Below are 22432 nucleotides of genomic sequence, written 5' to 3' on the forward strand. Positions count from 1 at the left end.
CCTCTTGTCAGGTAGAGGTGGTGGGGCACCCCGGACGGGGGCGGGATCGATCCGGCCCCGGCGGACGACTCCGTTGTCGTCCGCGAGGCACCGCTGCCCCTCGTCCCAGAGACAGCGGCACCCCTGGGGCCGGAAGCTTCAGGGTGCGCGCGGACCGCTTCCTCGCGGTCCGTGGCATGTGGTCGCCGGCCGGTCGCGGTCCCCCTGCGGGGAACCGCGGCGCCCGCCGCCGGTTCTTTCGTGCTCTGCCCTGCAGGCCGGCCGACCCGGTCAGGGCAGGCCAGGGCCGGTCGGCCCGGTCAGGGCGGTGGTCAGCCCAGGCGCTCCACGAGGGCCCGGTACTCGTCCCACAGCTCCTTCGGCGTGTGCTCGCCGAAGGTGTTCAGGTGCTCGGGGACCAGTGCGGCCTCCTCGCGCCATACGTCGGTGTCGACCTTCAGCAGGAAGTCGAGGTCCTCGTCGGAGAGGTCGAGCCCCTCGGTGTCCAGGGCATCCTTCGTCGGCAGGATGCCGATCGGGGTCTCGACACCGTCCGCCTTGCCGTCGAGGCGGTCGACGATCCACTTCAGGACACGGCTGTTCTCGCCGAAGCCGGGCCAGACGAACTTGCCCTCGTTGTTCTTGCGGAACCAGTTGACGTAGTAGATCTTCGGCAGCTTCGCCTGGTCGGCGTTCTTGCCGACCTTGATCCAGTGGCCCATGTAGTCGCCCATGTTGTAGCCGCAGAACGGCAGCATGGCGAACGGGTCGCGGCGCAGCTCGCCGACCTTGCCCTCGGCGGCGGCGGTCTTCTCGCTCGCCACGTTGGCGCCGAGGAAGACCCCGTGCTGCCAGTCGAAGGACTCGGTGACCAGCGGTACGGCGCTGGCGCGGCGGCCGCCGAAGAGGATCGCGGAGATCGGTACGCCCTTGGGGTCCTCCCACTCCGGCGCGATGATCGGGCACTGCGAGGCGGGCACGGTGAACCGGGCGTTGGGGTGGGCGGCCGGGGTCCCGGACTCCGGGGTCCAGTCCTGGCCCTTCCAGTCCGTGAGGTGTGCCGGGGTCTCCTCGGTCATGCCCTCCCACCACACGTCGCCGTCGTCGGTGAGGGCGACGTTGGTGAAGACGGAGTTGCCCCACATGGTCTTCATCGCGTTGGCGTTGGTGTGCTCACCGGTGCCCGGGGCGACGCCGAAGAAGCCGGCCTCGGGGTTGATGGCGTACAGCCGGCCGTCCTCGCCGAAGCGCATCCAGGCGATGTCGTCGCCGATGGTCTCCACGGTCCAGCCGGAGACCGTGGGCTCCAGCATGGCGAGGTTGGTCTTGCCGCAGGCGGAGGGGAAGGCCGCGGCGACGTACTTCGACTCGCCCTGCGGCGGGGTGAGTTTGAGGATCAGCATGTGCTCGGCGAGCCAGCCCTCGTCCCGCGCCATCACCGAGGCGATGCGCAGGGCGTAGCACTTCTTGCCGAGCAGCGCGTTGCCGCCGTACCCGGAGCCGTAGGACCAGATCTCACGGGTCTCGGGGAAGTGCGAGATGTACTTGGTGGTGTTGCAGGGCCACGGCACGTCGGCCTGTCCGGGCTCCAGCGGGGCGCCCAGGGTGTGGACGGCGCGGACGAAGAAGCCGTCGGTGCCCAGTTCGTCGAGGACGGCCTTGCCCATGCGGGTCATGGTGCGCATGGAGACGGCGACGTACGCGGAGTCGGTGATCTCGATACCGATGGCGGAGAGTTCGGAGCCGAGCGGGCCCATGCAGAACGGCACGACGTACATCGTGCGGCCGCGCATGGAGCCCCGGAATATCCCTTTCTCACCGGCGAAGGTCTCTCGCATCTCGGCCGGGGCCATCCAGTGGTTCGTGGGGCCGGCGTCCTCTTCCTTCTCGGAGCAGATGAAGGTGCGGTCCTCCACCCGCGCGACGTCGGAGGGGTCGGACGCGGCGTAGTAGGAGTGGGGGCGCTTGACCGGGTCCAGCTTCTTGAAGGTGCCCCTGGCGACGAGCTCCTCGCACAGGCGCTCGTACTCGGCCTCAGAGCCGTCACACCAGACGACGCTGTCCGGCTGCGTCAGTTCCGCAATCTCGTCGACCCAGGCGATCAGTGCCTGGTGCTGTGTCGGGACGGTGGTGGGAGCCGCGTTGTCCAGCGCCACGATCGCTCCTAAGTGAGGGTTTTCGGCCTGTGCCCTTGTACGGGCCCTGAAAGGCCCTTGTATGAGGGTGTTGCCCACGATGATGGGTTTATGCCCTTATGTGCCCCGTGGGGGCCTCGACCCGGACGCTTCGCAGCCGCTCATCCGGTGCCGACCGCACTCATCTGATCATCCGCGCACTCCGCGCATCTGTCCAGGGGGCCTCTCACGTGAGCATCACCACTCAAAATGCCCGCATACCCCCTGAACCAAAACCGGCACCTACCCGTAACTTACGGAGGCGTAGGTAGCATGTCGGCCATGACCGCCCCCGCGCACGAAGCGACCACGGGCCCCGTGGGGCCCGCAACCGGTCCACAACAGCTGTCGCTCCCGCCCCACCCGAAGCCTCATCTGCGGGGCTGGCTGCACGCCGGAATGTTCCCCGCCGTCCTGATCGCGGGACTGATACTCACCGCGCTCGCCGACAGCACCAGGGGCAGGATCGCCTGCGGTGTCTACACCCTGACGGCCTGTCTGCTGTTCGGGGTGAGCGCGCTCTACCACCGCGGCAACTGGGGCCCGCTGGGCGAGGCCATACTCCGCCGCCTGGACCACGCGAACATCTTCCTGATCATCGCGGGCAGCTACACCCCGCTCACCCTCCTCCTGCTGCCGGACTCCGACGCCCGGGCTCTGCTGTGGGCGGTCTGGGCCGCGGCCGTCGCCGGCATCGCCTTCCGGGTCTTCTGGGTCGGCGCCCCGCGCTGGCTCTACACCCCCTGCTACATCGCGATGGGCTGGGCGGCCGTCTTCTTCCTCCCCGACTTCATGCGCGTCGGCGGGATCGCCGTTCTCGTGCTGGTGATCGTCGGCGGGCTGCTGTACAGCGCGGGCGGCGTCATCTACGCGCTGAAGAAGCCCAACCCCTCCCCCCGCTGGTTCGGCTTCCACGAGGTCTTCCACTCGCTGACCGTGGCCGCCTTCGTGGCGCACTACGTGGGCATCTCGCTCGTCGCGTACGAGCACGGCTGAACCACCCCGCACCCCGTTCCCCGATGGCCGCGACCGCCTGGTCGCGGCCATTCTTGCGACCTGCGGCGGCCCCTTTTTGAGAGTTACCGCCACTTGGCTTCGGCTTCCGGAAGATCGGGGCTGCCCGCACCGGCGGCGTCGCCGGGACCCGGTGGCCGCGGTCCCGGCGAAGCCTTCGGGGAAGCGGGCCGGCTGCGGGTCCGCGGGCCGTCCGGACGTGGCCGCCCCCGCGGCCGATGCCGGACAATGAGCCCATGGCCCCGACCCCCGCATCCGCCACGCAGCTCAAGAAACCGCAGCTCGGACTGCGCGAACGGAAGAAGATCAAGACGCGGCAGGCGATCAGGAAGGCCACCTACCAGCTGATCATCGAGCAGGGGTACGAGGCGACGACGGTCGAGCAGATCGCGGAGGCGGCGGAGGTCTCGCCCAGCACGGTCTTCCGCTACTTCCCCACCAAGGAGGACATCGTCCTCACCGACGAGTACGACCCGGCCCTTGAGGCTGAAATGCGGGCCCGCCCCGCGGACGAGCCCCTGCTCACCTCGCTGCGGCTGGTGATGCGGGAGGCATTGGCCGCCTTCGCCGGGAGGGACCGCGAGGAGATGGTCCTGCGCACCGACCTCATGGTGAAGGTCCCGGCCGTGCGGGCGCGGATGACGGAGAGCCTGTCCGTCACCGGCCGGATGTTCTGCCGGCTGCTGGCCGACCGCACCGGCCGCGGCGCGGACGACCTGGAGGTACGGGTCTTCGCGATGGGCGTCTTCGCGGCGCTCCAGGAGGCGGCGGTGTACTGGGCGGAGCACGGCCACCAGGACGACATCCTCGACCTGGTGGACCGCACGCTGGACACCTTCGAGCGCGGCCTCGGCGCCTGACCGTCCGGCAGTACCGCGCCCCTGTCACCGCCACCTGCGGTGCTTGTCGGCCTGGTACCCCGGCAGTACCGTTGGCTCATGTCAGCCCTGAATGTGGAGTTCCCGGATGCGGAGTTGCAGGAGATCCGGGAAATCGCCCAGGAACGCGGAATGACGATGAAGGCGTTCGTCCGCGCCTCGACCGCGGACGCGATCGCCCGTCACCGGGCCCTGAAGGAAGGCGCGGCGGAATTCCAGCGGGTGTTCAACGATCCCGCGCTCGCCGCCGCCATCGCCGAAGCCGGCATCGACGACGGGTCGGGCCCCGGCGGCCGCCCCGCGAGCGGCGGCTCCTCCAGCGGCAGCCCCGCCGGCGGCCGGGCCGCCTGACCCATGCCCCGGTCCCTCACCCCTTCACTGCGCGTCGACATCCGCTGGCTCCTTCAGCAGCACGAGCTGGCGCTGCCCGACCAGCCCGTCGTCTCCGACTTCTCGGCGCTGGTCGCGGCGGTCGCACGGCACCGTGTCGACCCGCCCCGGCTGGGTGTGGACTCCGACCCCGCCTGGCGGGCCGCCTCGCTGCTGCACACCCTGGTCCTGCTCAAGCCGCTCCCGACGTTCAACGTGCGGTTCGCCTGCGCGGTGACCATCGCCTACATGCACGCCTCGGGTGAGGGCATCGACGCGCCGTACGGGGCACTGATCGAGCTCACCAAGGAGATCCTGGCCGGGAAGGCGGACGTGTTCGAGGCCGCGGACAGGATCCGGTCCTGGCGCATATGAGCGGCCCGCCGGCACACAGCGGCGGGCCCGCGCCGGACGAGACCGGCGCGGGTGGCCGTACCCGGACCGGTCAGGTGCCGGGCTTGCGTCCGTAGACGTACACGTCGTCGCCGGTCCTGAGCATGTCCCAGTACTTCTGGGCGTCGGCCGTGCGCATGTTCACGCAGCCGTGCGAGCCGGGCGGCGCCCAGACGCTGATGCCGACGGAGTGGAAGGCCTGCCCGCCGTCGAAGAACTGGCTGTACGGCATGGGCACGTTGTAGATCGACGACACGTGGTTCTTGTGCCGCCAGTAGATCTTCTTGGCGCCGGTGCGGGTCTCATACCCGTTCCGGCCCGTACGGACCGGAACCGGGCCGTACTTCAGGGTGTTCCCGTCCTGGATCCAGCTGATCTGCAGGGTGAGGTTGACGCAGGCGATCCGGCCCTTGTTGGTCGGGCACCTGCCGTCCCTGTTGGGCGTGCTGCCGACGGCCTTCTGCTTGTTCATCAGATTCATCACGCCCCAGGTGACGGGCCCGGCGTAGCCGATGTTGGGGCTGATGCTGTGCTTCGTCTGGAATGCCTGGATCGCTCTGCAGTCAGCGGCCGACTGCTTCCCGTCGACCGGCCGTCCCAGGAACTTCTCCACCTGCTTCTGGTAAGGGCCGGTCGATGTGGTGCACGTGGCCGCCTCGGCTCCCGTACCGCCGGCCACCACCATCGCGGGCGCCAGCAGTCCCACGACCGCCGCCGCCGCACCCAGTCTTCTTCTCTTGTCCCCCATGGCGCGTCCCTTCTCGTCGCACCACGTAGACACGTACCGGCCCCGAATGGTTGCAGGACGTTCGGATCCGTTGGCAAGCGTCCGAACCCGTGCGAGCGGGTGCGTGCCGTTGATCGCTCGTGCGGCTCCCACGGGCGCACCGGGGAAATCCGCGGGCCGGGCCGGTCGGTCGGTGCGATGCTGGCCGGGTGAACGGACCGGAGATCCAGATCGAGTTCGCCCCCGAGCTGTCGCTGTTCGTGCCCGCGGCCCGGCGGGACGCCCGCACCCCGGTCACGACCGACGGCTCGTCGACGCTGGGCCACCTCGTCGAGTCCCTCGGCGTGCCGCTGCCCGAGGTGGGACGGCTGCTCGCGGACGGCCGCGAGGTGCCGCCCTCGTACGTCCCCGAGGCCGGCGTCGTCGTCCGGGTGCTCGCCGTCGAACGCCCCCAGCGGCTCCCCGAACCCGGCGAGCCCCGCTTCCTGCTCGACGTGCACCTCGGCACCCTGGCCCGCCGGCTGCGGCTGCTCGGCGTCGACGCCGAGTACGACAGCACCGACATCGGCGATCCGGCCCTGGCAGCCCGCTCCGCCGCCGAGCACCGCGTCCTCCTCACCCGCGACCGGGGGCTGCTCCGCCGCCGCGAGGTGTGGGTGGGCGGCTACGTCTACAGCCACCGCCCGGACGAGCAACTGCGCGACGTCCTGGAGCGCTTCGCGCCGCGCCTCGACCCGTGGACCCGCTGCACCGCCTGCAACGGGCTCCTCAAGCCGACGACGAAGGAGGACGTCGCCCACCGCCTGGAGGGCGGCACCCGCAGCACGTACGACGTCTTCGCGGCCTGCACCGCCTGCGACCGCGTCTACTGGCGCGGGGCGCACAACGACCGCCTCGTCCGGATCGTCGAGGAGGCGGTCGCGGAGTTCGGCGGCCCGGGCACCGGCCCGGGAACCGGCCGCGGGTGAAACGGCTTCCGGCCCCTCGCCGTGACGAGGGGCCGGAAGGTGCCGGTGCCCCGGAGGGCCGCGGCGGGCCGTACGGGCCGTCGGGCGGCCGCGCCGGGGCCGTCAGGGACGGCCCCGGCAGGCCGGTTTCAGCGCCGGCGGGTGACGAGGTCCGTCTTCCCGCAGGCGCGGCCGTCGCCGTTCGGGTCGAGGCGCAGCGGGTCGTCCTCGCCGTTGACGTCGAGGCGGCCGTAGTCGTGCGCCTTCAGCCAGGCGCAGCGGGCCTTCGTCGTCGCCCGGACGGTCTTGGGGAAGACGGTCGGCACGCACACGTTGGCCGTGCCGTAGTGCCGGTCGCAGCCCGAGATCTGTACGTCGACCTTGGCGTGCGTGCGCTTCTTCGGGTTCTTCTTCGGGGACTTCTCCAGGTCGTTCGCGAAGTCGTGGATGTGCGCCGAGGGCTCGCCGTCGGCCGCCGCCGTCCTGGCGGCCGACATGGCCGCCGGGCCGTCGAGGCGCACCCACTTGGCCACCGAGGGCACTCCGCCCGCGTCGACCGCGAACAGCATGTACCAGCCGGGCGGGGCCAGGTTGGGATTGCTGGTGACGTTGAGGTCGATGTTGTTGCCGTCGACCGTCAGCGGCAGGTCCACGAAGCGCTGGTTGGGGTCGGAGGAGTGGGTGACGGCGGCCGGGCGGATCAGTTCGGCCCTGGCGATGGGCCGGTCGACGGTGATCCGCTGGGTGTCGCCGTAGTTCCACTCGCTGTCGATGAGGGAGGTGATGGCCGGCCGGTCGCCCCTCAGCAGGTAGGGCGGGGTGTAGATCGACACGTTGTGGTTCCAGCTGCCGTTGCCGGGGTTGTCGCCGGTGGTCATGACCCGGCCGTCGGGCAGCAGGAACGCGGAGGAGTGGTAGCCGCGCGCCTCGGGGTCGGGCGCCATCGGGGTGAAGGTGTTGGCCGCGGGGTCGTACACCGAGGTCTCGTAGACGGGGTTGGCCCGGTTGTGCAGGGCGCCGCCGGTCTCCAGGACCTTGCCGTCGGGCAGCAGTACGGCGGAGACGTACATCTTGCCCTGGGAGCCGGTCTCGGCGACCCGGCCGTTGCCGAGGTCGACCGTGCCCTGCGGGATCGGCGGGCCCGCCGTGTACTGGGGTGCGGCCTCCTTGAGGTCGATGATGTCGGTCAGCCGGCCCGCGTCCGGGTTGGTGTCGATGTTGCCGCCGCCGATCGTCAGCACCCGCTGGTCCTGGGCCGGGGGCAGCAGCACGCTCGCCGACTGGTCGCGTTCGTCCTTGTTCTGCAGGCCGGGGATGTCTGTGATGGTGTTGGCGTCGTAGTCGTAGACGGAGGCGCCGGTGCCGGGCAGGCCGTTGCCGAAGACATGGCTGCCGGAGTAGAACAGCCGGCCGTCCTGCATCAGGATCATCGACGGGTACAGGCCCCAGTACGACCAGGTCTGGTTGACCTGCCACAGCGGCAGCCACCGCTCCTGCTCGTCCGACCACAGCTCCGCGGTCACCGAGCCCGTGGAGTCCTCCTTCAGCCCGCCGAAGGAGATCACGTCACCGTTGCCGAGGACGGTCGCCGACGGGTACCAGTGCCCGTCGTTCATGTCGTTGGTCTTGATGTAGGTCTCGGTGTCCGGGTCGAAGATGTACGAGTCCTTGTAGCCCTGGTAGCCGATCGTGCCGTCCGCCGACGGGTAGCCCTTGTTGCCGCTCATCACGAGCACCCGGCCGTCCCTCAGCTGGACGTGGCCGGCGCAGAACATGTCGTCGGGCGTGGGGATCGTCTTGTAGGTCCCGTTCTCCGGGTCGTAGACGGCGGAGGTGAAGGTCCCGGCCTCGAACATCTCCTCGCTGTTGCCGGAGCCGGCGATCAGCAGCACCTTGCCGTTCTTGAGGACGACCGAGTGCATGGAACGCACCGGGTTCTGTGTCGGCAGGACGTCCCAGCGGCCCTTCTCGCACTCCTCGGCCGTGCCCGTGCACTCCGGTTCGGGCGCGGGCGGCGTGACCTCTTCCATCACGTAGTCGTCGGTGGTGAGGGTGCCGGTGCCGTAGACGGACACGCCCCAGGCGATCCGGTCCGTGCCCGCCGGGACGACGGGGGTGCGGACCTCCGCGCGGGTGTATTCGGCCGCGACCGGCAGCGTCTTGAGGTCGGTCCAGTACTGCCAGCCGGCCGTCGTGTCGTGCCGGAACACCGTGATCGAGGTGTCCGGGGTGGTGGACTTGTACCAGAGGGACAGGTCGTACTGGTGGTCCGCGGCCACGGAGGGCGCGCAGCTCGCGTTCTCGGTGATGAGGGCCTTGCGGTCGCCCTCCGTCCGCCGGGTCAGGGACACCCGCATGGCCTTGCCGCCGGTGTGGGCGTCGGCGGTGGTCTCGAAGGTGAAGTCGTTGTCGCCCCAGCCGGACTTCGACCAGCACTCCGGCATGTCGCCGCCGGTCGTGGACGCCGTCTCGAAGCCGGGGTTCTTCACGAGGTTGGTGCCCGCGGAGGCCGGCTGGGTGCCGGATAGCAGCAGTCCCGAGGTCATCGCCCCGATGGCCAGGAAGGCGCGGCGGCGGCTGCGTCTTCTCCGTACGGCTTCTCTTCGCGCACCGCTCGGTGCTGGTGGTGTCATGCCGGCGTCCCTTCCTTACGGCGTTCCTTGCTGCCCTTGCGCGGGAGATAGACCAGGGCCTCCGTGGCCGCGAACCGCAGGACGAAGGTCGTGATCAGCGCGAGGGCCGTGGCGGGCAGTACCGCCATGTCCAACTGGCTCACGAAGAGGGCGATCAGCGGGATCCGCAGCAGCAGGTCGGCGTTGGCGAGCAGCGCGAATCTGCCGGCCCGGTCCGCCCAGTGCCGGTGCCCGCGCCTGGCGCGGAACAGCAGCACCTCGATGAGCAGGAAGTTCCAGGCGACTCCGAACTGGTTGGCGACGATCTCGGCGGGCAGGTAGTGCAGCCCCGCGCCGACCAGCAGGTGCAGGGCGACGAGGTTGGGCACGAAGCCGGACAGGCCGATCAGCCCGAAGGCGATCATGCGGGCGACCGGGCTCGCGGTGCGCAGTTCGACGAGGTGCCGCAGGAACCGCAGCCCCTCCCTGGCCGAGGACTTGGACTCGCCCGCGAAGCGGTCCTGGAAGACGAACGGCACCTCGGTGACGTTCTCGGGGCGGCAGCGCACGGCCAGTTCCATGAGGATCTTGTAGCCGAGCGGCTTCAGTTCCCCGCGGTCCCTGACCGCGCTGCGCCGGATCGCGAAGAAGCCGCTCATGGGGTCGCTGATGCCGCGCAGGCCGCGCGGGAAGAGGGACTTGGTGAGCCAGGTGGAGGCGCGCGAGACGGCGACGCGGTAGCCGCCGGCGAGCCCGGCGCGGCTGCCGCCGGGGATGTAGCGGCTGGCGACGACGAGGTCGGCGCCGGACCGCTCTCCCGCGGCGACGAGTTCCGGCACGAGCGCGGGCGGGTGCTGGAGGTCGGCGTCCATGACGAGGATCCAGTCGGAGCCGGCCGGTTCGCGCCGGCCGGGGTCCCGGGGCTGCCCCCCGGGGGTGTGCAGCATGCCCTCGACGACCGCGCCGCCGAGCCCGCCGACCGGTTCGTCCCGGTGGATGACGGTGACCGGGAAGGGGCAGTCGCGGGCGGCCAGTGCCAGGACCTCGGGGGTGTCGTCGGTGGAGTCGTCGACGAAGACGACCTCGCACGGCAGCCTGGCCGGTACGGACTCGCTGAGCCGGGCCAGCAGTTCCCGTACGTTCGCGGACTCGTTGAAGGTCGGGATGATGATGGTGACCGCGCCGGGTTCGGCGATGTCGCCGGCGGGTGAGTCGGAGCGGAGTTCGGGCTCGCCGTAGGGGACCGTGCTCATCGGGCACCAGCTTTCTCGATCTTCCGGATCTCGATCCGGTCATCGCCGGCGCCGAACACCGCGACGGGCGCCGAGTGTTCGAGCGCGTCCTGCACGTTGGGGAGGTCGCTCGCGTCGCGCCGTACGGTCGGGGAGGCGACGACGTAGTCGAGATCGCGCCAGCCGCGCGGCATCGTCTTCGTCACCGCGGGGTCGAGGTCCGCCTTGTAGAACCAGATGACGCCGAGGCCCGGTTCGTAGCCGGCGTGGACCAGGTCGAGCCAGAGGGCGTCGTCGACGAGGACCCGGGTACCGTCCGGGTCCGGTACTTCCTCCGCGAGCCAGGCGGCGGCGGAGCGGTAGGGCGCATTGGCGTCCGCGGTCATCGCCGTGCGGTTGCCGTCGTACCAGCGCGGCACGGCGTACCCGGCGGCGCAGGCGGCGACGAGTGCGGCCGCCGTCCAGCGGGTCCAGGTGAGCGGCTTCTTCTCGTCCGGCCGGCGGAACTTGCGCAGCAGGGCGTGCGCGACGCTGGCGGCGCCGCCGGCGAGGACGAGGGCGAGGAAGGGCAGGGCCTGGATGATGTACATCGCGGGCAGGTAGCCGGACGGCCGCATAGCGACGGCCGCGAGGATCACCACGGCCAGGGCGGGCCCGGCGAGCGCGCGGGCCGTCACCGACCAGCGCAGGGTGGCCAGGAGCAGCAGCGCTCCGGCGAGCCCGCCGAGCGGCAGCACCTTGTCGTAGTAGAGCCAGGACTGCAGGACGCCCCAGGAGCCGGAGCCCTCGTCGAGGATGAATCCGGAGCCGGGGCGGCTCATCTGGTACGTGATGCCGTCCCACAGGGACACATGTCCGCCGCCGGGGAACAGCTCGCCCTTCAGCAGCGCGAACAGCGGGTAGGAGAAGCCGACGAGCATGCAGGCGGTGACGGCGCCGGTGACCGCGAACTTGCGGGTGTCGCGGTGGCTGTGCCGCCACATCGTCACCAGCAGCGCGGGCAGGACGACCAGCATCGTCTCCTTGGTGAGGACGCCGATGGCGGCCGTGATGCCGGCGGCGAAGTGGTGCCACAGGTGGCGGCGGGGGGACGCGGCGAAGCAGAACGCGAGCAGCATCCACATGACGGCGATGTTGTCGAGGAAGATCTCCCGCTGGAGGACGACGGAGAGCGGGGAGATGCCGAAGAGCACCATCGCGAGTCCGGCGGCCCAGCGCGGCAGCCACAGCCGGCGGGCGAGCACGTAGACGAGGACGGCGGAGACCGCGCTGACGGCCAGCATGGCGAAGCGCATGGACGCCACGGTCATGAGCTCGGGCGCGACCAGGGACGGTATCCAGGTGAGCAGGGCTATCTGCATCCAGCCGAGCGGCGGGTGGTCGTACCAGTAGGTGTAGTGGGCGAGCCCTTCGCCCTGTTGGACGGCCCAGGCCTGGGCGAGGTAGGTGCCCTCGTCATCGCTCAGGGTGGGGTAGGCGGTGATGTTCCACCCCTGGACGACCATGATCATGACAAGGAGGATCCCGCAGAGCAGCAGGTCGGAGCGGGAGCTGCGGAAACGTACATCGGGACGGACGAAGGGCTTGCGCCCGGCGGCGCCGCGCCCGCGGCTCCCGGAGGCGGGTTCCTCGATCGTGGCGGTGGCCGCCCCGGACCGCGCGTCGGCGGTCGCCGGGTCCCTGGTCGCGGGGCCAGTGGTCGCGGGGTCTGCGGCGGCCGTCCCGGTCGCGGCCGTGTCCGCCTCGGGAAGGGTGGAGGTCACTGGTGGACTTCCTCTCGGGGCTTCGGTGTCTCGTGACTGAGGTGCGCGCCGACATGGCTGGTCAGCTCCCACTCGTTGCGGCCGCGCTGCTCACGCCAGACGGCGCGGATCGCGGCGCCGGCCAGCAGCAGCTGGTAGAAGGGACCGCCGGCGATGAGCTTCAGGTAGTGCACGAACCGGACGCGCAGGCCGTACTGCTTGCCGAAGTCGTGCAGACCGACGATCTCGAAGACGAAGGTCACCATGGCGGTGATCAGCGGCAGGAAGGTGATGATCGCGATCCCGACGGGCACGTCGAGGAAGAGGGCGATGAAGACGTTGAGCGGGATGATCACGCCGGTGAAGGCCTGCATGAACGGCGTCATCAGGGTGTAGCGGGCGAGCAACCGCTGCCCCGCGGTGGCCAGTTGCCTCCAGTCCCCCTTGCGGTAGACCTGGAGGAAGCCCTGGTTCCAGCGGGTGCGCTGCTTGAGCAGGCTCACCAGGGACCCCGGGGTCTCCTCCCGGGTCACCATGTCGGAGTCGTAGGCGACGACGACCTTCTTGCCGACGCTCGACAACCGCACCCCGAGGTCGCAGTCCTCCGCGAGGCAGTTCTGGTCCCAGCCCCCGGCCTCGCGCAGCACGTTCGTCCGCACGAAGACGGTGTTGCCGCCCAGCGGGATGAAGCCCTTCTCTGCGTGCAGGTGGAGCCGGCTGCGGAACCAGAAGAAGTACTCCAGGCAGTTGCGCAGGCTGTACCAGCTGGAGTGGAAGTTGATCAGCTGGACGCCGCCCTGGACGACATCGGCCCCGGTGGAGCGGAAGGCGTGGTCGACATGGGCGAGCAGCGCGGGATGCACCTGGTCCTCGGCGTCGAAGACCCCGACGACGTCACCGCGGCAGTGCGGCAGCGCGGTGTTGAGCGCCTTGGGCTTGTTCTTGGCCTCGTGGTGGTCGGTGACCACCCGGACCCGGTCGGGATTCCTCCGGGCCGCCCGCTCGGCGACCTCGGCCGTCTCCGGGTCGTCGTGCCCGACGATCACGATGATCTCGTAGTCGCGGTGCGTGGACTCCAGCAGCCGGTCGATCGTGTGCGCCAGCACGGCCTGCTCGTGGCGGGCGGGCACCAGCAGCGAGAAGGCGAGCCCGGCCTCGCCGTCGGGTCTGGTGAACCGGGTGGCGGCGAGCGTCTCCGGCGTACGCCAGGCGTGCATCTGCCACCACAGCGTGAAGGCCGCCATCCCGAACAGAGCCAGCGAAACAGCGGATATGAACACAGACGCGAACAAAAAGCCCCCCTTGGCCCGCCGGGCAGCGCGCGATGGCGTGACCCGGCTCAACTCCCCGTGGAGGCACCTCAGTTCCGGGCGGGCCCCCATGCCCGCCACCGACGACGCCCCCGACTACCCCCGAACATGCGCGCCCTCCCCAGGCGCGGATCGCTCCCTGCGTGGAGAGATTAAGGGGAAGAAGTGAAGTACAAGGGCAGAACTCATAAAAACTGTGTTTCTTCTGCCAATTGACCCTCAGCGGTTGCAACTGAGCCGATTCTTCAGCTCAGTTGCTTCCGTAGTCGGAGCCGTGCACACAAAGTGCCTGCATACGTAGGCAGTTGGGCGTCCTTCAAGGAGCCTGCGGCCGCGCAGCAACGGCAGTTCCGCACCCTCCGTGCCGGACCCGGCAGGCTCGCCGGCCCCGGCGGCGTCCTCCACGGCCGGCTCCCCCACGGCGACGACCGCGCCGGGCGCCGTGGCGAGCAGCGCGCACCTGTGGAGCTCGCGGGTCGCCGGGTCGCCGGGCGCACCGACGACGGCGACCTCGCGCGGCCCGTCGAGCACCGCCTCGGCCACGGCCAGCCCCCAGCCGACGAAGCGGGGCGCACGCCCGGCGAGCGCCTTCACCACGCCCAACGCCCTTTCGGCGGCGGCCCGGTGGGGCTCGGAGCCGGTGTGCGCGGCGTACGAGAGCAGCGCGCCGGCGGCGGCCGTCCATCCGCTCGGCGCCGCGTTGTCGGTGGGGTCCTGGGGCCTGCGGAAGAGCTCCTCGGCGTCGTGCGCGGTGTCGTAGAGGCTGCCGTCCTCGGCGGCGAACTGGTCCAGCACGGTGCCCAGCAGCAGACCGGCGAACTCCAGCCAGGCGCCCTCGCCGGTGACCGCTGCGAGCGCCAGGAAGCCCTCGGCGACGTCACCGTAGTCCTCGAGAACGCCCTGGTTGCCGCCCGTGCGGCCGTCCTTCGAGGTCCTGGCCAGCCGTCCCCGGTCGTCCATGTGCACCCGCACCAGCAGATCGGCCGCCTCGGTCGCCCGCTCGATCAGGTCCGGCCGTTCGAAGTATGCGCCGGTCTCGGCGAGCGCGGCGACGGCCAGCCCGTTCCAGGCAGCGACGATCTTGTCGTCGCGCCCGGGGCGCGGGCGTCCCTCGCGCGCCTCGAAGAGCCTGCGCCGTACGTCCGCGAGGCGTTCCGCGTCGACGACCCCGGTGCGCCGCGGCAGCTGGAGGACGGAGGCCCCCTCCTCGAAGGTCCCCTCCTCGGTCACCCCGTAGTACTCGGCGGCGAACCGGCCGTCCTCCTCGCCGAGCACGGCGGCCAGCTGCTCCGGCGTCCAGACGTAGAAGGCGCCCTCGACGTGCCTGCCGGTCCCGTCGTCACTGTCGGCGTCCAGCGCGGAGGCGAACGCCCCCTCGGCGGTGCGCAGTTCGCGGACCATGAAGTCGGCGGTCTCCAGCGCGACGCGCCTTGCGAGCCCGGAGCCGGTGGAGCGCCACAGGTGGGCGTAGACCCGGCACAGCAGCGCGTTGTCGTACAGCATCTTCTCGAAGTGGGGCACCACCCACGCCCGGTCCACCGAGTACCGCGCGAAGCCGCCGCCGAGCTGGTCGTAGATCCCCCCGCGCGCCATGGCCTCGCAGGTGTCGGCGGCCATCTGGAGCGCGCCCTCGGCGTCCGTCCGCGCATGGTGCCTGAGCAGGAACTCCACCACCATCGACGGCGGGAACTTCGGCGCCCCGCCGAAACCGGCCAGCCGGATGTCGTACTCACGGGTCAGGCCGAGCAGCGCCTGCGCCATGTCCTCCGGCCCCGGCGCCTGCGCCGCCCCCTCGGACACCGGATACGCGAATTCGCGGCCCCCGAGATCGCGCACGATCTTCGACGCCACCTCCTCGACCTCGTCCCGCCGCGCCTCCCAGGCCCCGGACACCCCTTCCAGGACCTGGCGGAACGACGGCATCCGCTGCCGGGGCTCGGGCGGGAAGTACGTCCCGAAGTAGAACGGCTCCTTGTCCGGCGTCAGGAACACGGTCATCGGCCACCCGCCCTGCCCGGTCGCCGACTGCACCGCCTCCATGTATACGGCGTCCACGTCCGGACGCTCCTCGCGGTCGACCTTGACGTTCACGAAGTGCTCGTTCATGTACGCGGCGGTGGCCTCGTCCTCGAAGGACTCGTGCGCCATGACATGGCACCAGTGGCAGCTGCTGTACCCCACGCTCAGCACCACCGGCACATTCCGCTCCCGCGCCGCCTCGAAGGCCTCGGCCGACCAGGGCCACCAGTCGACGGGGTTGTCGGCGTGCTGGAGGAGGTAGGGGGACGTCTCATGGGCCAGTCGGTTCGCCATGTGTCCATCCTCCCCCAGGGCCGTCGCCCGCCGCCCGCCGCCCACTCACACTGTGGAGACGGACGGCCGAGGTAGGTAGAATGAATCTACGTAGATTCCTTCTATGTAGTTGAAATCTACCTCCAACAGCTGGGTTCCCGGAGCCGTGAAGGGACGCCGCCCCTATGCCCCCTACGCCTTTCGTCGGCCGCACCATGGAGCTCGACGCGCTCCGCCGCCGCCTGGACCGGATCACGGCGACCGGCGCGGGCGGCGCCCTTGCCATCAGAGGGCGCCGCCAGGTCGGCAAGTCGCGTCTGGTCCAGGAGTTCTGCGACCGGGCGCGGGTGCCGTACGTCTTCTTCACCGCGACCAAGGGCACCTCACCGATCGAGGCCCTGACCGCCTTCACGTCCGAACTGCGCGACTCCTGCCTTCCGCCCCAGCGGGATCTCGTCCCCGCGAACCCGCCGACGAGCTGGCCCGACGCATTCCGCATGCTGGCCGGCCTGCTTCCCCCGGGGCCGGGCATCGTGGTCATCGACGAGTTGCCCTGGCTCGCCGAACAGGACCCGGTCTTCGACGGAGCGCTCCAGACCGCCTGGGACCGGCTGCTGTCCGGCCGGCCCGTGCTGCTGCTCCTGCTCGGCAGCGACCTGCACATGATGGAGCGGTTCACCGCGTACGACCGGCCCTTCTACGGCCGCGCGGACAGCATGGTGCTCGGGCCGCTCAACCCGGCGGAGACGGGCGGCGCCCTGGGCCTGGAGGCTGCGGACGCCATCGACGCCCACCTCGTGTCCGGCGGGCTCCCCGGCATCCTCCGCGCCTGGCCGCACGCGACTCCCGCCCTGGACTTCGTCGAGGCCCAGTGCGCCGACCCGGCGTCACCGCTCTTCTCCGTACCCGAGTCCTCGCTGCTGGCGGAGTTCCCGGCGCCGGACCACACGCGACGCGTCCTGGAGGCGGTCGGTGCGGGTGACCGCACCCACGCCAACATCGCCGCGACGGCCGGCAGCCAGAGCGGGGCACTCCCGTCCGGGATACTGTCTCCCCTGCTGCGCCGGCTCACCGAGGAGAAGCGTGTCCTGGCGGTGGACATGCCGCTGTCCACGAAGCCCGGGAAGCCGGCGCTCCACCGCGTGGCCGACAGCAACCTCCGCCTGTATCTCGCGGCCTTGCGCTCCGCCCAGGAGCTCGTCAGACGCGGCCGCCCCGAGGCTGCCTTCCGGACGGTGCGGCGCCGCTGGGCCGCCTGGCGCGGGCGCGCGGTGGAGCCATTGGTCCGCGAAGCGCTGGAGCTTGCCGCGCTGTCCGACTCCCACCAGTTCCCCTGGCCGGACGCCGAGGCCGTCGGCGGCTGGTGGAACCGGCAGTTCAGCCCCGAGATCGACCTCATCGGCGCCGACCGCGCCCCCGTCGCCAGGACCGTGTTCTACGCCGGCTCCGTCAAATGGCTCGGCACCGCCTTCGACCAGCACGACCTGGCCGCCTTGCACCGGGGCGCGGTCCAGGTTCCCGGCTTCGTCCCGGGAACGACCGGACTCGCCGTCGTCTCCCTGTCCGGATCCTCGCTCCCGCCGGGGGCGGCGGGGCTGGAATGGGGACCGGAGGACGTGATCGCGGCTTGGCGCGCGTGACCGTGTGACCGTGACGCCTGGGCGCAGGCGCGTGACGTGAGCACGGCCGCCCCGGCGAACGGTTCAGGCATGCGGCGCCGGCTCGCCTCCCCACGGGAGCACCGCCCACGCCCGGGTGCCCCCCGGCGGGCTCCCGCGCGTCCCCGAAGCCCCAGTCGCCCCGGTACGCCTCCACGGCGTCGGCCAGCCTCCCCGGCCGGTCCCGCCGCCGGGCGTCGCAGTGCGCGGCGAGCAGCGGGTGTCGGTGGGCCGGATGCCCGTCGAAGACGACGACCCTCAATGCGTCCGCGCGGTAGCGCAGCGACAGGTACACGGAGTCGCCGCCCGGTGCCCCGGCCCGGTGGCCGGACAGGGCCGCCGCCGCAGGGCGCTTCGAACGACGGGTGGGCGGCGGAGGATCGGTTCGAGGTTCGAATGTGGGCTCAAAGAGCACTCCAGGCGCCCGGTATGCCTGTTCTCAACTGCAATATGAGCCCACATTCGCGCCGGGTAGCTGCTCACCCCCGAGGAACCGCACCCGCCGCCGGGCACACCTCATGCCCCGGTCGCCCCGTCGACCCCTTCCCTGATCAGGTCGGCATGACCGTTGTGGCGTGCGTACTCCTCGATCATGTGAACCATGATCCAGCGCAGGGAGACTCCCTGCTCGCCGACGTGACCCGCTTCCCTCTCGGACAGGTGGCCGGAGTCGTCCAGTGATGCGGCTGCGACGAGCTCACGGCCTCGCGCGATCTCCGCCTGCCAGGCGGCCGTGGCCTCGTCGAGTCCCCGGTCCGGCAAGAGGGCGAAGCCGTCGCCGTTGCTCTCGCCGAAGACCGGTGGCACGTCCTGCCCCACGAACACGCGCTGGAACCAGTTGCGTTCCACCTCGGCCATGTGCTGGACGAGGCCGAGCAGCGTCATCGACGAGGGTGACGCCGCCGCGAGCCGTAGCTGTTCGTCGGTCAGGCCCGCGCACTTCAGGGCGAGGGTCGCACGGTGAAAGTCGAGCCACGCCTCCAGCATGGCCCGCTCATCGGCATGCGGGGGCGGGATGGGCCGGCCATCGGGTGTCTTCGTCATGCCCCCACCCTTGCAGGCACGCTCTCCGCTGTCGGCGAATCCGCCCGGGTGTTCGGTGTTCGCGGTGCTTGGGTGTCGGTATGGACATCTTGGTTCTGGGCGGAACGGCGTGGGTGGGGCGGGAGTTGTCGCAGCAGGCGACTGGGCGGGGCCACAGGGTGACGTGCCTCGCTCGCGGCGAGAGCGGGGAAGTCGCCGACGGAGCGACGCTGGTGACCGCCGACCGGCGGGAACCCTCGGCGTACGAACCGGTGCTCGACCGCGTCTGGGATGCGGTCATCGAGGTGTCGTGGCAGCCGGGCTTCGTTCGCGAGGCGCTGGACGCGCTGGGCGGCAGGGCCGGGCACTGGACCTATGTCTCCTCCGTCAGCGCCTACGCCTCCCACGGCGTGCGGGACGCGGACGAGTCGGCGGCCCTCCTCGCTCCGACCGACCGGAGCGAGGTCGACCGCGCGTTGTACGGCGAGGCGAAGGTCGCCTGCGAGCAGGCGACGGCGGCCGTCGTGGGGGACCGACTCCTCGTCGCACGCGCCGGTCTCATCGGCGGCCCGGGCGACCACAGCGGACGCTCCGGTTACTGGGTGGCCCGTGCCGCACGCGATCCGCGGGGACCCATGCTGGTGCCCGACGCGCCGGCCATGCCGACCCAGACGGTCGATGCGCGGGACCTCGCCTCCTGGCTTCTCGACGCCGCGGAGACGGGGATCACCGGCACCTACGACGCTGTCGGCCCGGTCGTTCCGTTCGCAGAGTGGATCGAGCTGTCCCGCGCCGTCGGCGGGCACACCGGCCCGGTGGTCACCGCGGACTCGGCCTGGCTGCTCGCGCACGGCGTGGCCGAGTACATGGGACCCGAGTCGCTGCCGATGTGGCTGGCCAGGCCGGGCTGGGAAGGGTGGTCGGCCCGGAACGGGGTCGCCGCGCGCGCTGCGGGGCTGCGCCATCGGCCCCGGGCGGAGCTGCTGGCCGACACGCTGGCCTGGGAACGCGAACAGGGTCTGGACCGGGCCAGACGCGCCGGCCTCAGCGCCGGGCGCGAGCACGAGTTGCTCGAAGCTCTCGGCTGAACGTCCTCGGTCTCCTCCTGTTCGCGCCGCGCCCCGGCTACGTCACGGCGCCGTGCGGGTGCTCTTCGGCGGCATGCGTTCTCCCTCCGCGCTCGGCACGCTTCCGCGCCTGCTCATCCACGGCTGCGTCCCGCAACCGCACGCGGTGCACCGGAAGTTCCTCGGAGAGCCAGGACCTGACCTCGGCTGTGACCGATGTCGGGGCCTGAGCCCGGACCGTATGCCCGTCCGGTGGACCGTCGGTGTGACCTGTGCGCAAGGACGGGCTGCCGCCCGGGTGGTCGAGGACCGTCCGCAGGGCACGGAAGTCGTGGGGTCTGCCGGCCGCCACGGCCCCCACGGGGCGTCCGTTCGCGGTCGCCAGGGCGGCGAAGTCGAAACCGGAGATGTCGCCCTGCACCGTCAGGGAGTCGGCGTCGGCGAAATGACCGGCGATCTGCAGCATGACGCCGTACTGGTCGGTCCACGACCAGGGCACCGCGGTGAAGGGTGTTCCGGCGCCGAGCATGTTCCTCGCGACGGCGGCGCCTTGCTGCTGGGCGTGGTTCCACTGCTCGACGCGCACCCGTCGTCCAAGGACCGGGTCGGGATACAGAGCCACGTCCCCTGCCGCGAAGATGTGCGGATCGCTGGTCGTGCCCAGGGCGTCGACGAGTATGCCGTCACCCACGTCCAGGCCCGCCCGGGCGGCCAGTTCGACGTCGGGCCGCATGCCGACGGCGACCAGCACCGTCTGGGCGTGCCAGTTCCTTCCGTCCCGGGCGGTTGCCACGAGCATGCCGTCCCGCCGGGCGAGTCCGGTGAGCGCGACCCCGGTGTGCACCCGGGTCCCGTGGGCCCGGTGAAGCTCCAGGACGGCGCGGCGCAGGTGGGCGGGCAGCAAACGGCGCAGGGGCTCCTCGTCGGCCTCCAGGACGGTGACGTCGAGTCCCGTCGACCGGGCGGTCGCGGCGACTTCCAGGCCGACCAGTCCCGCACCGATGACCAGCAGCGGGCCGCCGGACTCCAGGTCGGCGCGGAGAGCGGGCACGTCGCCGAGGCCGCGCAGGGTGTGCACATGGTCGTGCCCGGCGGCGTACGGCAGGGTGCGGGCGCGTCCTCCGGTCGCCAGCAGCAGTCTGTCGTACGGCAGCCGGCTTCCGTCGGAGCATTCCAGGGCGCCGCCGGCGATGCCGGTGACCTTCGTGCCGGTGCGCAGTTCGATGCCCAGTTCCTGCCAGGCCGTCGGCGGCTTCAGGCGGAGCCGCTCGGGCGTCAGGGCCCGCTTGACAAGGTCCTTGGACAGCGGCGGACGCCGGTACGGGGGATGGCGTTCCTCGCCGACCAGGAGGATGCGGCCGTCGAAGCCCTCCTCGCGCAGGGTGAGCGCGGCGGTCGCGCCGGCGATTCCGGTGCCGACCACGGCGATGGTGCGGGGCATGGTCTCAGGCACGGGACGCCTCGGCCATCCGGAAGTCGGCCTTGGCGGCACCGCAGTCGGGGCAGGACCAGTCGTCCGGGATGTCCTCCCAACGGGTACCGGGGGCGATGCCTTCCTCGGGCCAGCCCCGCGCCTCGTCGTAGACGAAACCGCACACCAGGCATTCCCAGACCTTCACGCCAACTCCTCGAAGTCGATCTTCTCGCGAACCCCGCAGTCCGGGCAGGGCCAGTCGTCGGGCACATCCGCCCAGGCCGTACCGGCGGGGAACCCCTCGCGCGGCGCGCCGGCAAGCTCGTCGTACACGTAGTCGCAGACGGGGCACAGGTAGCGGCTCATCAGCGGCTCCCGTGGCGGGCGAGGACCCTGCCCCTGTTGCGGGGGTGGATGTTGGCCCGGGTGACGTCACCGTCGTAGTGGGCGAGCAGCCTGGGGTCCATCACGCGCCGCCACAGCGGCGGCACGACGGCGAGCAGGATCATCCCGGCGTACCCGGTGGGCAGTTGCGGGGACTCCTCGAAGTGGCGCAGGGCCTGGTAGCGGCGGGTGGGGTTGGCGTGGTGGTCGCTGTGCCGCTGCAGGTGGTAGAGGAAGATGTTGGATGCGATGTCGTCGCTGTTCCAGCTGTGCTGCGGGGTGCAGCGCTCGTAGCGGCCCGAGTGGGTCTTCTGCCGCAGCAGCCCGTAGTGCTCGAGGTAGTTCACGACCTCCAGCAGGCAGAAGCCGATGACCGCCTGGACCGCCAGGTACGGCAGCACGTCCGGCCCGAACGCGGCGGTGAGCACGGCGAAGAGGGCCGCCGACATCGCCCACGCGCTGAGCACGTCGTTGTGCGGGTTCCACGGGCCCTTGCCCAGCCGGCCGAGCCGCTGCTTCTCCAGGTGCCAGCCCGAGCGGGCGCTGCCGTACACCGAGCGGGGCAGGAATTCCCAGAAGGACTGGCCCAGTCGGGAGCTCGCGGGGTCCTCGGGGGTGGCGACCCGCACATGGTGGCCGCGGTTGTGCTCGATGTAGAAGTGCCCGTAGCAGGTCTGGGCGAGGGCGATCCGCGCCAGCAGGCGTTCCAGCGCGTCCTTCTTGTGGCCCAGTTCGTGCGCGGTGTTGATGCCGAACCCGGCGACGATGCCGATCGTGACCGTCAGCCCCGCCTTGTCCGTGGCCGACAGACCGCCGCGGGACCACAGCCAGCAGGCCAGCACCAGCCCGGCGTACTGGAGGGGCAGGAACAGGTAGGTGCACCAGCGGTAGTAGCGGTCCGACTCCAGCCAGGCCAGGACCCTGTCGGGCGGATTGTCGGAATCCTTGCCGACCAGCAGGTCCACCAGCGGGATCACGCCGAAGACGACCGGCGGCAGAAGCCACCAGAAGTAGCCGTGCCCCGTGACCGCCGCCAGTCCCCACGCCGCGAACGGGAAGGCGGGCAGAACCAGTCCGAGCAACCACAGGTAGCGCTTGCCGTCTCGCCACGCCACCTGCGACGCCGGCGCTCCGAGCGGATACGAGGTCCCCGCCATGACCCACCTCCATTGGACAGTCTGACTGCGAACTGTCCAGAAACTAGACAGTGCCGCACC

The 22432-nt window shown here is 71.0% G+C and carries 19 protein-coding genes; 7 read left to right on the plus strand and 12 right to left on the minus strand.

The window, feature by feature from the left end; translation table 11 throughout:
• Positions 1–311: 311 nt before the first annotated feature.
• Positions 312–2135: a phosphoenolpyruvate carboxykinase (GTP) gene (locus GUY61_RS04940; protein ID WP_166628818.1), complete on the minus strand. Its 1824-nt coding sequence runs from the start codon at positions 2133–2135 to the stop codon at positions 312–314.
• A 291-nt stretch (positions 2136–2426) separates the two neighbouring features.
• Here GUY61_RS04940 and GUY61_RS04945 point away from each other — a divergent pair, with 291 nt between their 5' ends.
• From GUY61_RS04945 to GUY61_RS04960, 4 genes are all read left to right on the plus strand, one after another.
• Positions 2427–3149, plus strand: coding sequence for a hemolysin III family protein (locus GUY61_RS04945; RefSeq protein WP_208105576.1), 723 nt, complete (start codon positions 2427–2429; stop codon positions 3147–3149).
• Between the two features lie 254 nt (positions 3150–3403).
• Positions 3404–4027: a TetR/AcrR family transcriptional regulator gene (locus GUY61_RS04950; RefSeq protein WP_243766191.1), complete on the plus strand. Its 624-nt coding sequence runs from the start codon at positions 3404–3406 to the stop codon at positions 4025–4027.
• Between the two features lie 78 nt (positions 4028–4105).
• A complete protein-coding gene (locus GUY61_RS04955; protein WP_208105577.1) occupies positions 4106–4396 on the plus strand; it encodes a hypothetical protein in 291 nt (96 codons plus the stop codon).
• A gap of 3 nt (positions 4397–4399) precedes the next feature.
• The gene (locus GUY61_RS04960) at positions 4400–4789 is read left to right on the plus strand and encodes a toxin Doc (RefSeq protein ID WP_166628821.1); all 390 of its coding nucleotides are present in this window, start codon (positions 4400–4402) and stop codon (positions 4787–4789) included.
• 70 nt (positions 4790–4859) lie between these two features.
• On the opposite strand, the gene GUY61_RS04965 is transcribed toward GUY61_RS04960, so the two are convergent.
• Positions 4860–5555, minus strand: a complete 696-nt coding sequence (locus GUY61_RS04965; RefSeq protein WP_166628822.1) for a L,D-transpeptidase — start codon at positions 5553–5555, stop codon at positions 4860–4862.
• 188 nt (positions 5556–5743) lie between these two features.
• Here GUY61_RS04965 and GUY61_RS04970 point away from each other — a divergent pair, with 188 nt between their 5' ends.
• Positions 5744–6502: a Mut7-C RNAse domain-containing protein gene (locus tag GUY61_RS04970; RefSeq protein WP_166628823.1), complete on the plus strand. Its 759-nt coding sequence runs from the start codon at positions 5744–5746 to the stop codon at positions 6500–6502.
• Between the two features lie 128 nt (positions 6503–6630).
• On the opposite strand, the gene GUY61_RS04975 is transcribed toward GUY61_RS04970, so the two are convergent.
• The 5 genes from GUY61_RS04975 to GUY61_RS04995 form a co-directional block, all read right to left on the minus strand.
• Positions 6631–9027, minus strand: a complete 2397-nt coding sequence (locus GUY61_RS04975) for a galactose oxidase-like domain-containing protein (RefSeq protein ID WP_398954305.1) — start codon at positions 9025–9027, stop codon at positions 6631–6633.
• Positions 9028–9110: 83 nt separating this feature from the next.
• Entirely contained in the window at positions 9111–10346 is a 1236-nt protein-coding gene (locus tag GUY61_RS04980) for a glycosyltransferase family 2 protein (protein WP_166628825.1), read from the minus strand.
• Complete coding sequence (locus GUY61_RS04985; RefSeq protein WP_398954287.1) at positions 10343–12088, minus strand: ArnT family glycosyltransferase; 1746 nt, start codon at positions 12086–12088, stop codon at positions 10343–10345. The genes GUY61_RS04980 and GUY61_RS04985 overlap by 4 nt, the downstream gene beginning before the upstream one ends.
• Positions 12085–13359 carry a glycosyltransferase gene (locus GUY61_RS04990; RefSeq protein WP_166628826.1) on the minus strand — a complete coding sequence of 425 codons (1275 nt, stop codon included), beginning with the start codon at positions 13357–13359 and terminating at the stop codon, positions 12085–12087. The genes GUY61_RS04985 and GUY61_RS04990 overlap by 4 nt, the downstream gene beginning before the upstream one ends.
• Before the next feature lie 237 nt (positions 13360–13596).
• Positions 13597–15690 (minus strand): thioredoxin domain-containing protein, encoded by a 2094-nt coding sequence (locus tag GUY61_RS04995; RefSeq protein WP_166628827.1) that lies wholly within the window; start codon positions 15688–15690, stop codon positions 13597–13599.
• A 164-nt stretch (positions 15691–15854) separates the two neighbouring features.
• Between GUY61_RS04995 and GUY61_RS05000 the strand changes: the two genes are divergently transcribed.
• Positions 15855–17309, plus strand: coding sequence for an ATP-binding protein (locus GUY61_RS05000; RefSeq protein WP_166628828.1), 1455 nt, complete (start codon positions 15855–15857; stop codon positions 17307–17309).
• A gap of 534 nt (positions 17310–17843) precedes the next feature.
• On the opposite strand, the gene GUY61_RS05005 is transcribed toward GUY61_RS05000, so the two are convergent.
• Positions 17844–18371 carry a DinB family protein gene (locus tag GUY61_RS05005; protein ID WP_208105579.1) on the minus strand — a complete coding sequence of 176 codons (528 nt, stop codon included), beginning with the start codon at positions 18369–18371 and terminating at the stop codon, positions 17844–17846.
• 80 nt (positions 18372–18451) lie between these two features.
• Between GUY61_RS05005 and GUY61_RS05010 the strand changes: the two genes are divergently transcribed.
• Complete coding sequence (locus tag GUY61_RS05010) at positions 18452–19438, plus strand: NAD-dependent epimerase/dehydratase family protein (RefSeq protein ID WP_166628829.1); 987 nt, start codon at positions 18452–18454, stop codon at positions 19436–19438.
• A 37-nt stretch (positions 19439–19475) separates the two neighbouring features.
• On the opposite strand, the gene GUY61_RS05015 is transcribed toward GUY61_RS05010, so the two are convergent.
• Genes GUY61_RS05015 through GUY61_RS05030 form a run of 4 tightly spaced genes read right to left on the minus strand, consistent with a single transcriptional unit; the run spans position 19476 to position 22372 of the window.
• Positions 19476–20870 (minus strand): FAD-dependent oxidoreductase, encoded by a 1395-nt coding sequence (locus GUY61_RS05015; RefSeq protein WP_166628830.1) that lies wholly within the window; start codon positions 20868–20870, stop codon positions 19476–19478.
• Positions 20863–21036, minus strand: a complete 174-nt coding sequence (locus GUY61_RS05020) for a rubredoxin (RefSeq protein WP_166628831.1) — start codon at positions 21034–21036, stop codon at positions 20863–20865. Before GUY61_RS05020 ends, GUY61_RS05015 begins: the two co-directional genes overlap by 8 nt.
• Positions 21033–21197: a rubredoxin gene (locus GUY61_RS05025; RefSeq protein WP_166628832.1), complete on the minus strand. Its 165-nt coding sequence runs from the start codon at positions 21195–21197 to the stop codon at positions 21033–21035. The genes GUY61_RS05020 and GUY61_RS05025 overlap by 4 nt, the downstream gene beginning before the upstream one ends.
• Positions 21197–22372 carry a fatty acid desaturase gene (locus GUY61_RS05030; protein WP_166628833.1) on the minus strand — a complete coding sequence of 392 codons (1176 nt, stop codon included), beginning with the start codon at positions 22370–22372 and terminating at the stop codon, positions 21197–21199. The genes GUY61_RS05025 and GUY61_RS05030 overlap by 1 nt, the downstream gene beginning before the upstream one ends.
• Positions 22373–22432 lie beyond the last annotated feature (60 nt).

This window comes from Streptomyces sp. GC420, assembly GCF_009916105.1.
GTDB lineage: Bacteria > Actinomycetota > Actinomycetes > Streptomycetales > Streptomycetaceae > Streptomyces.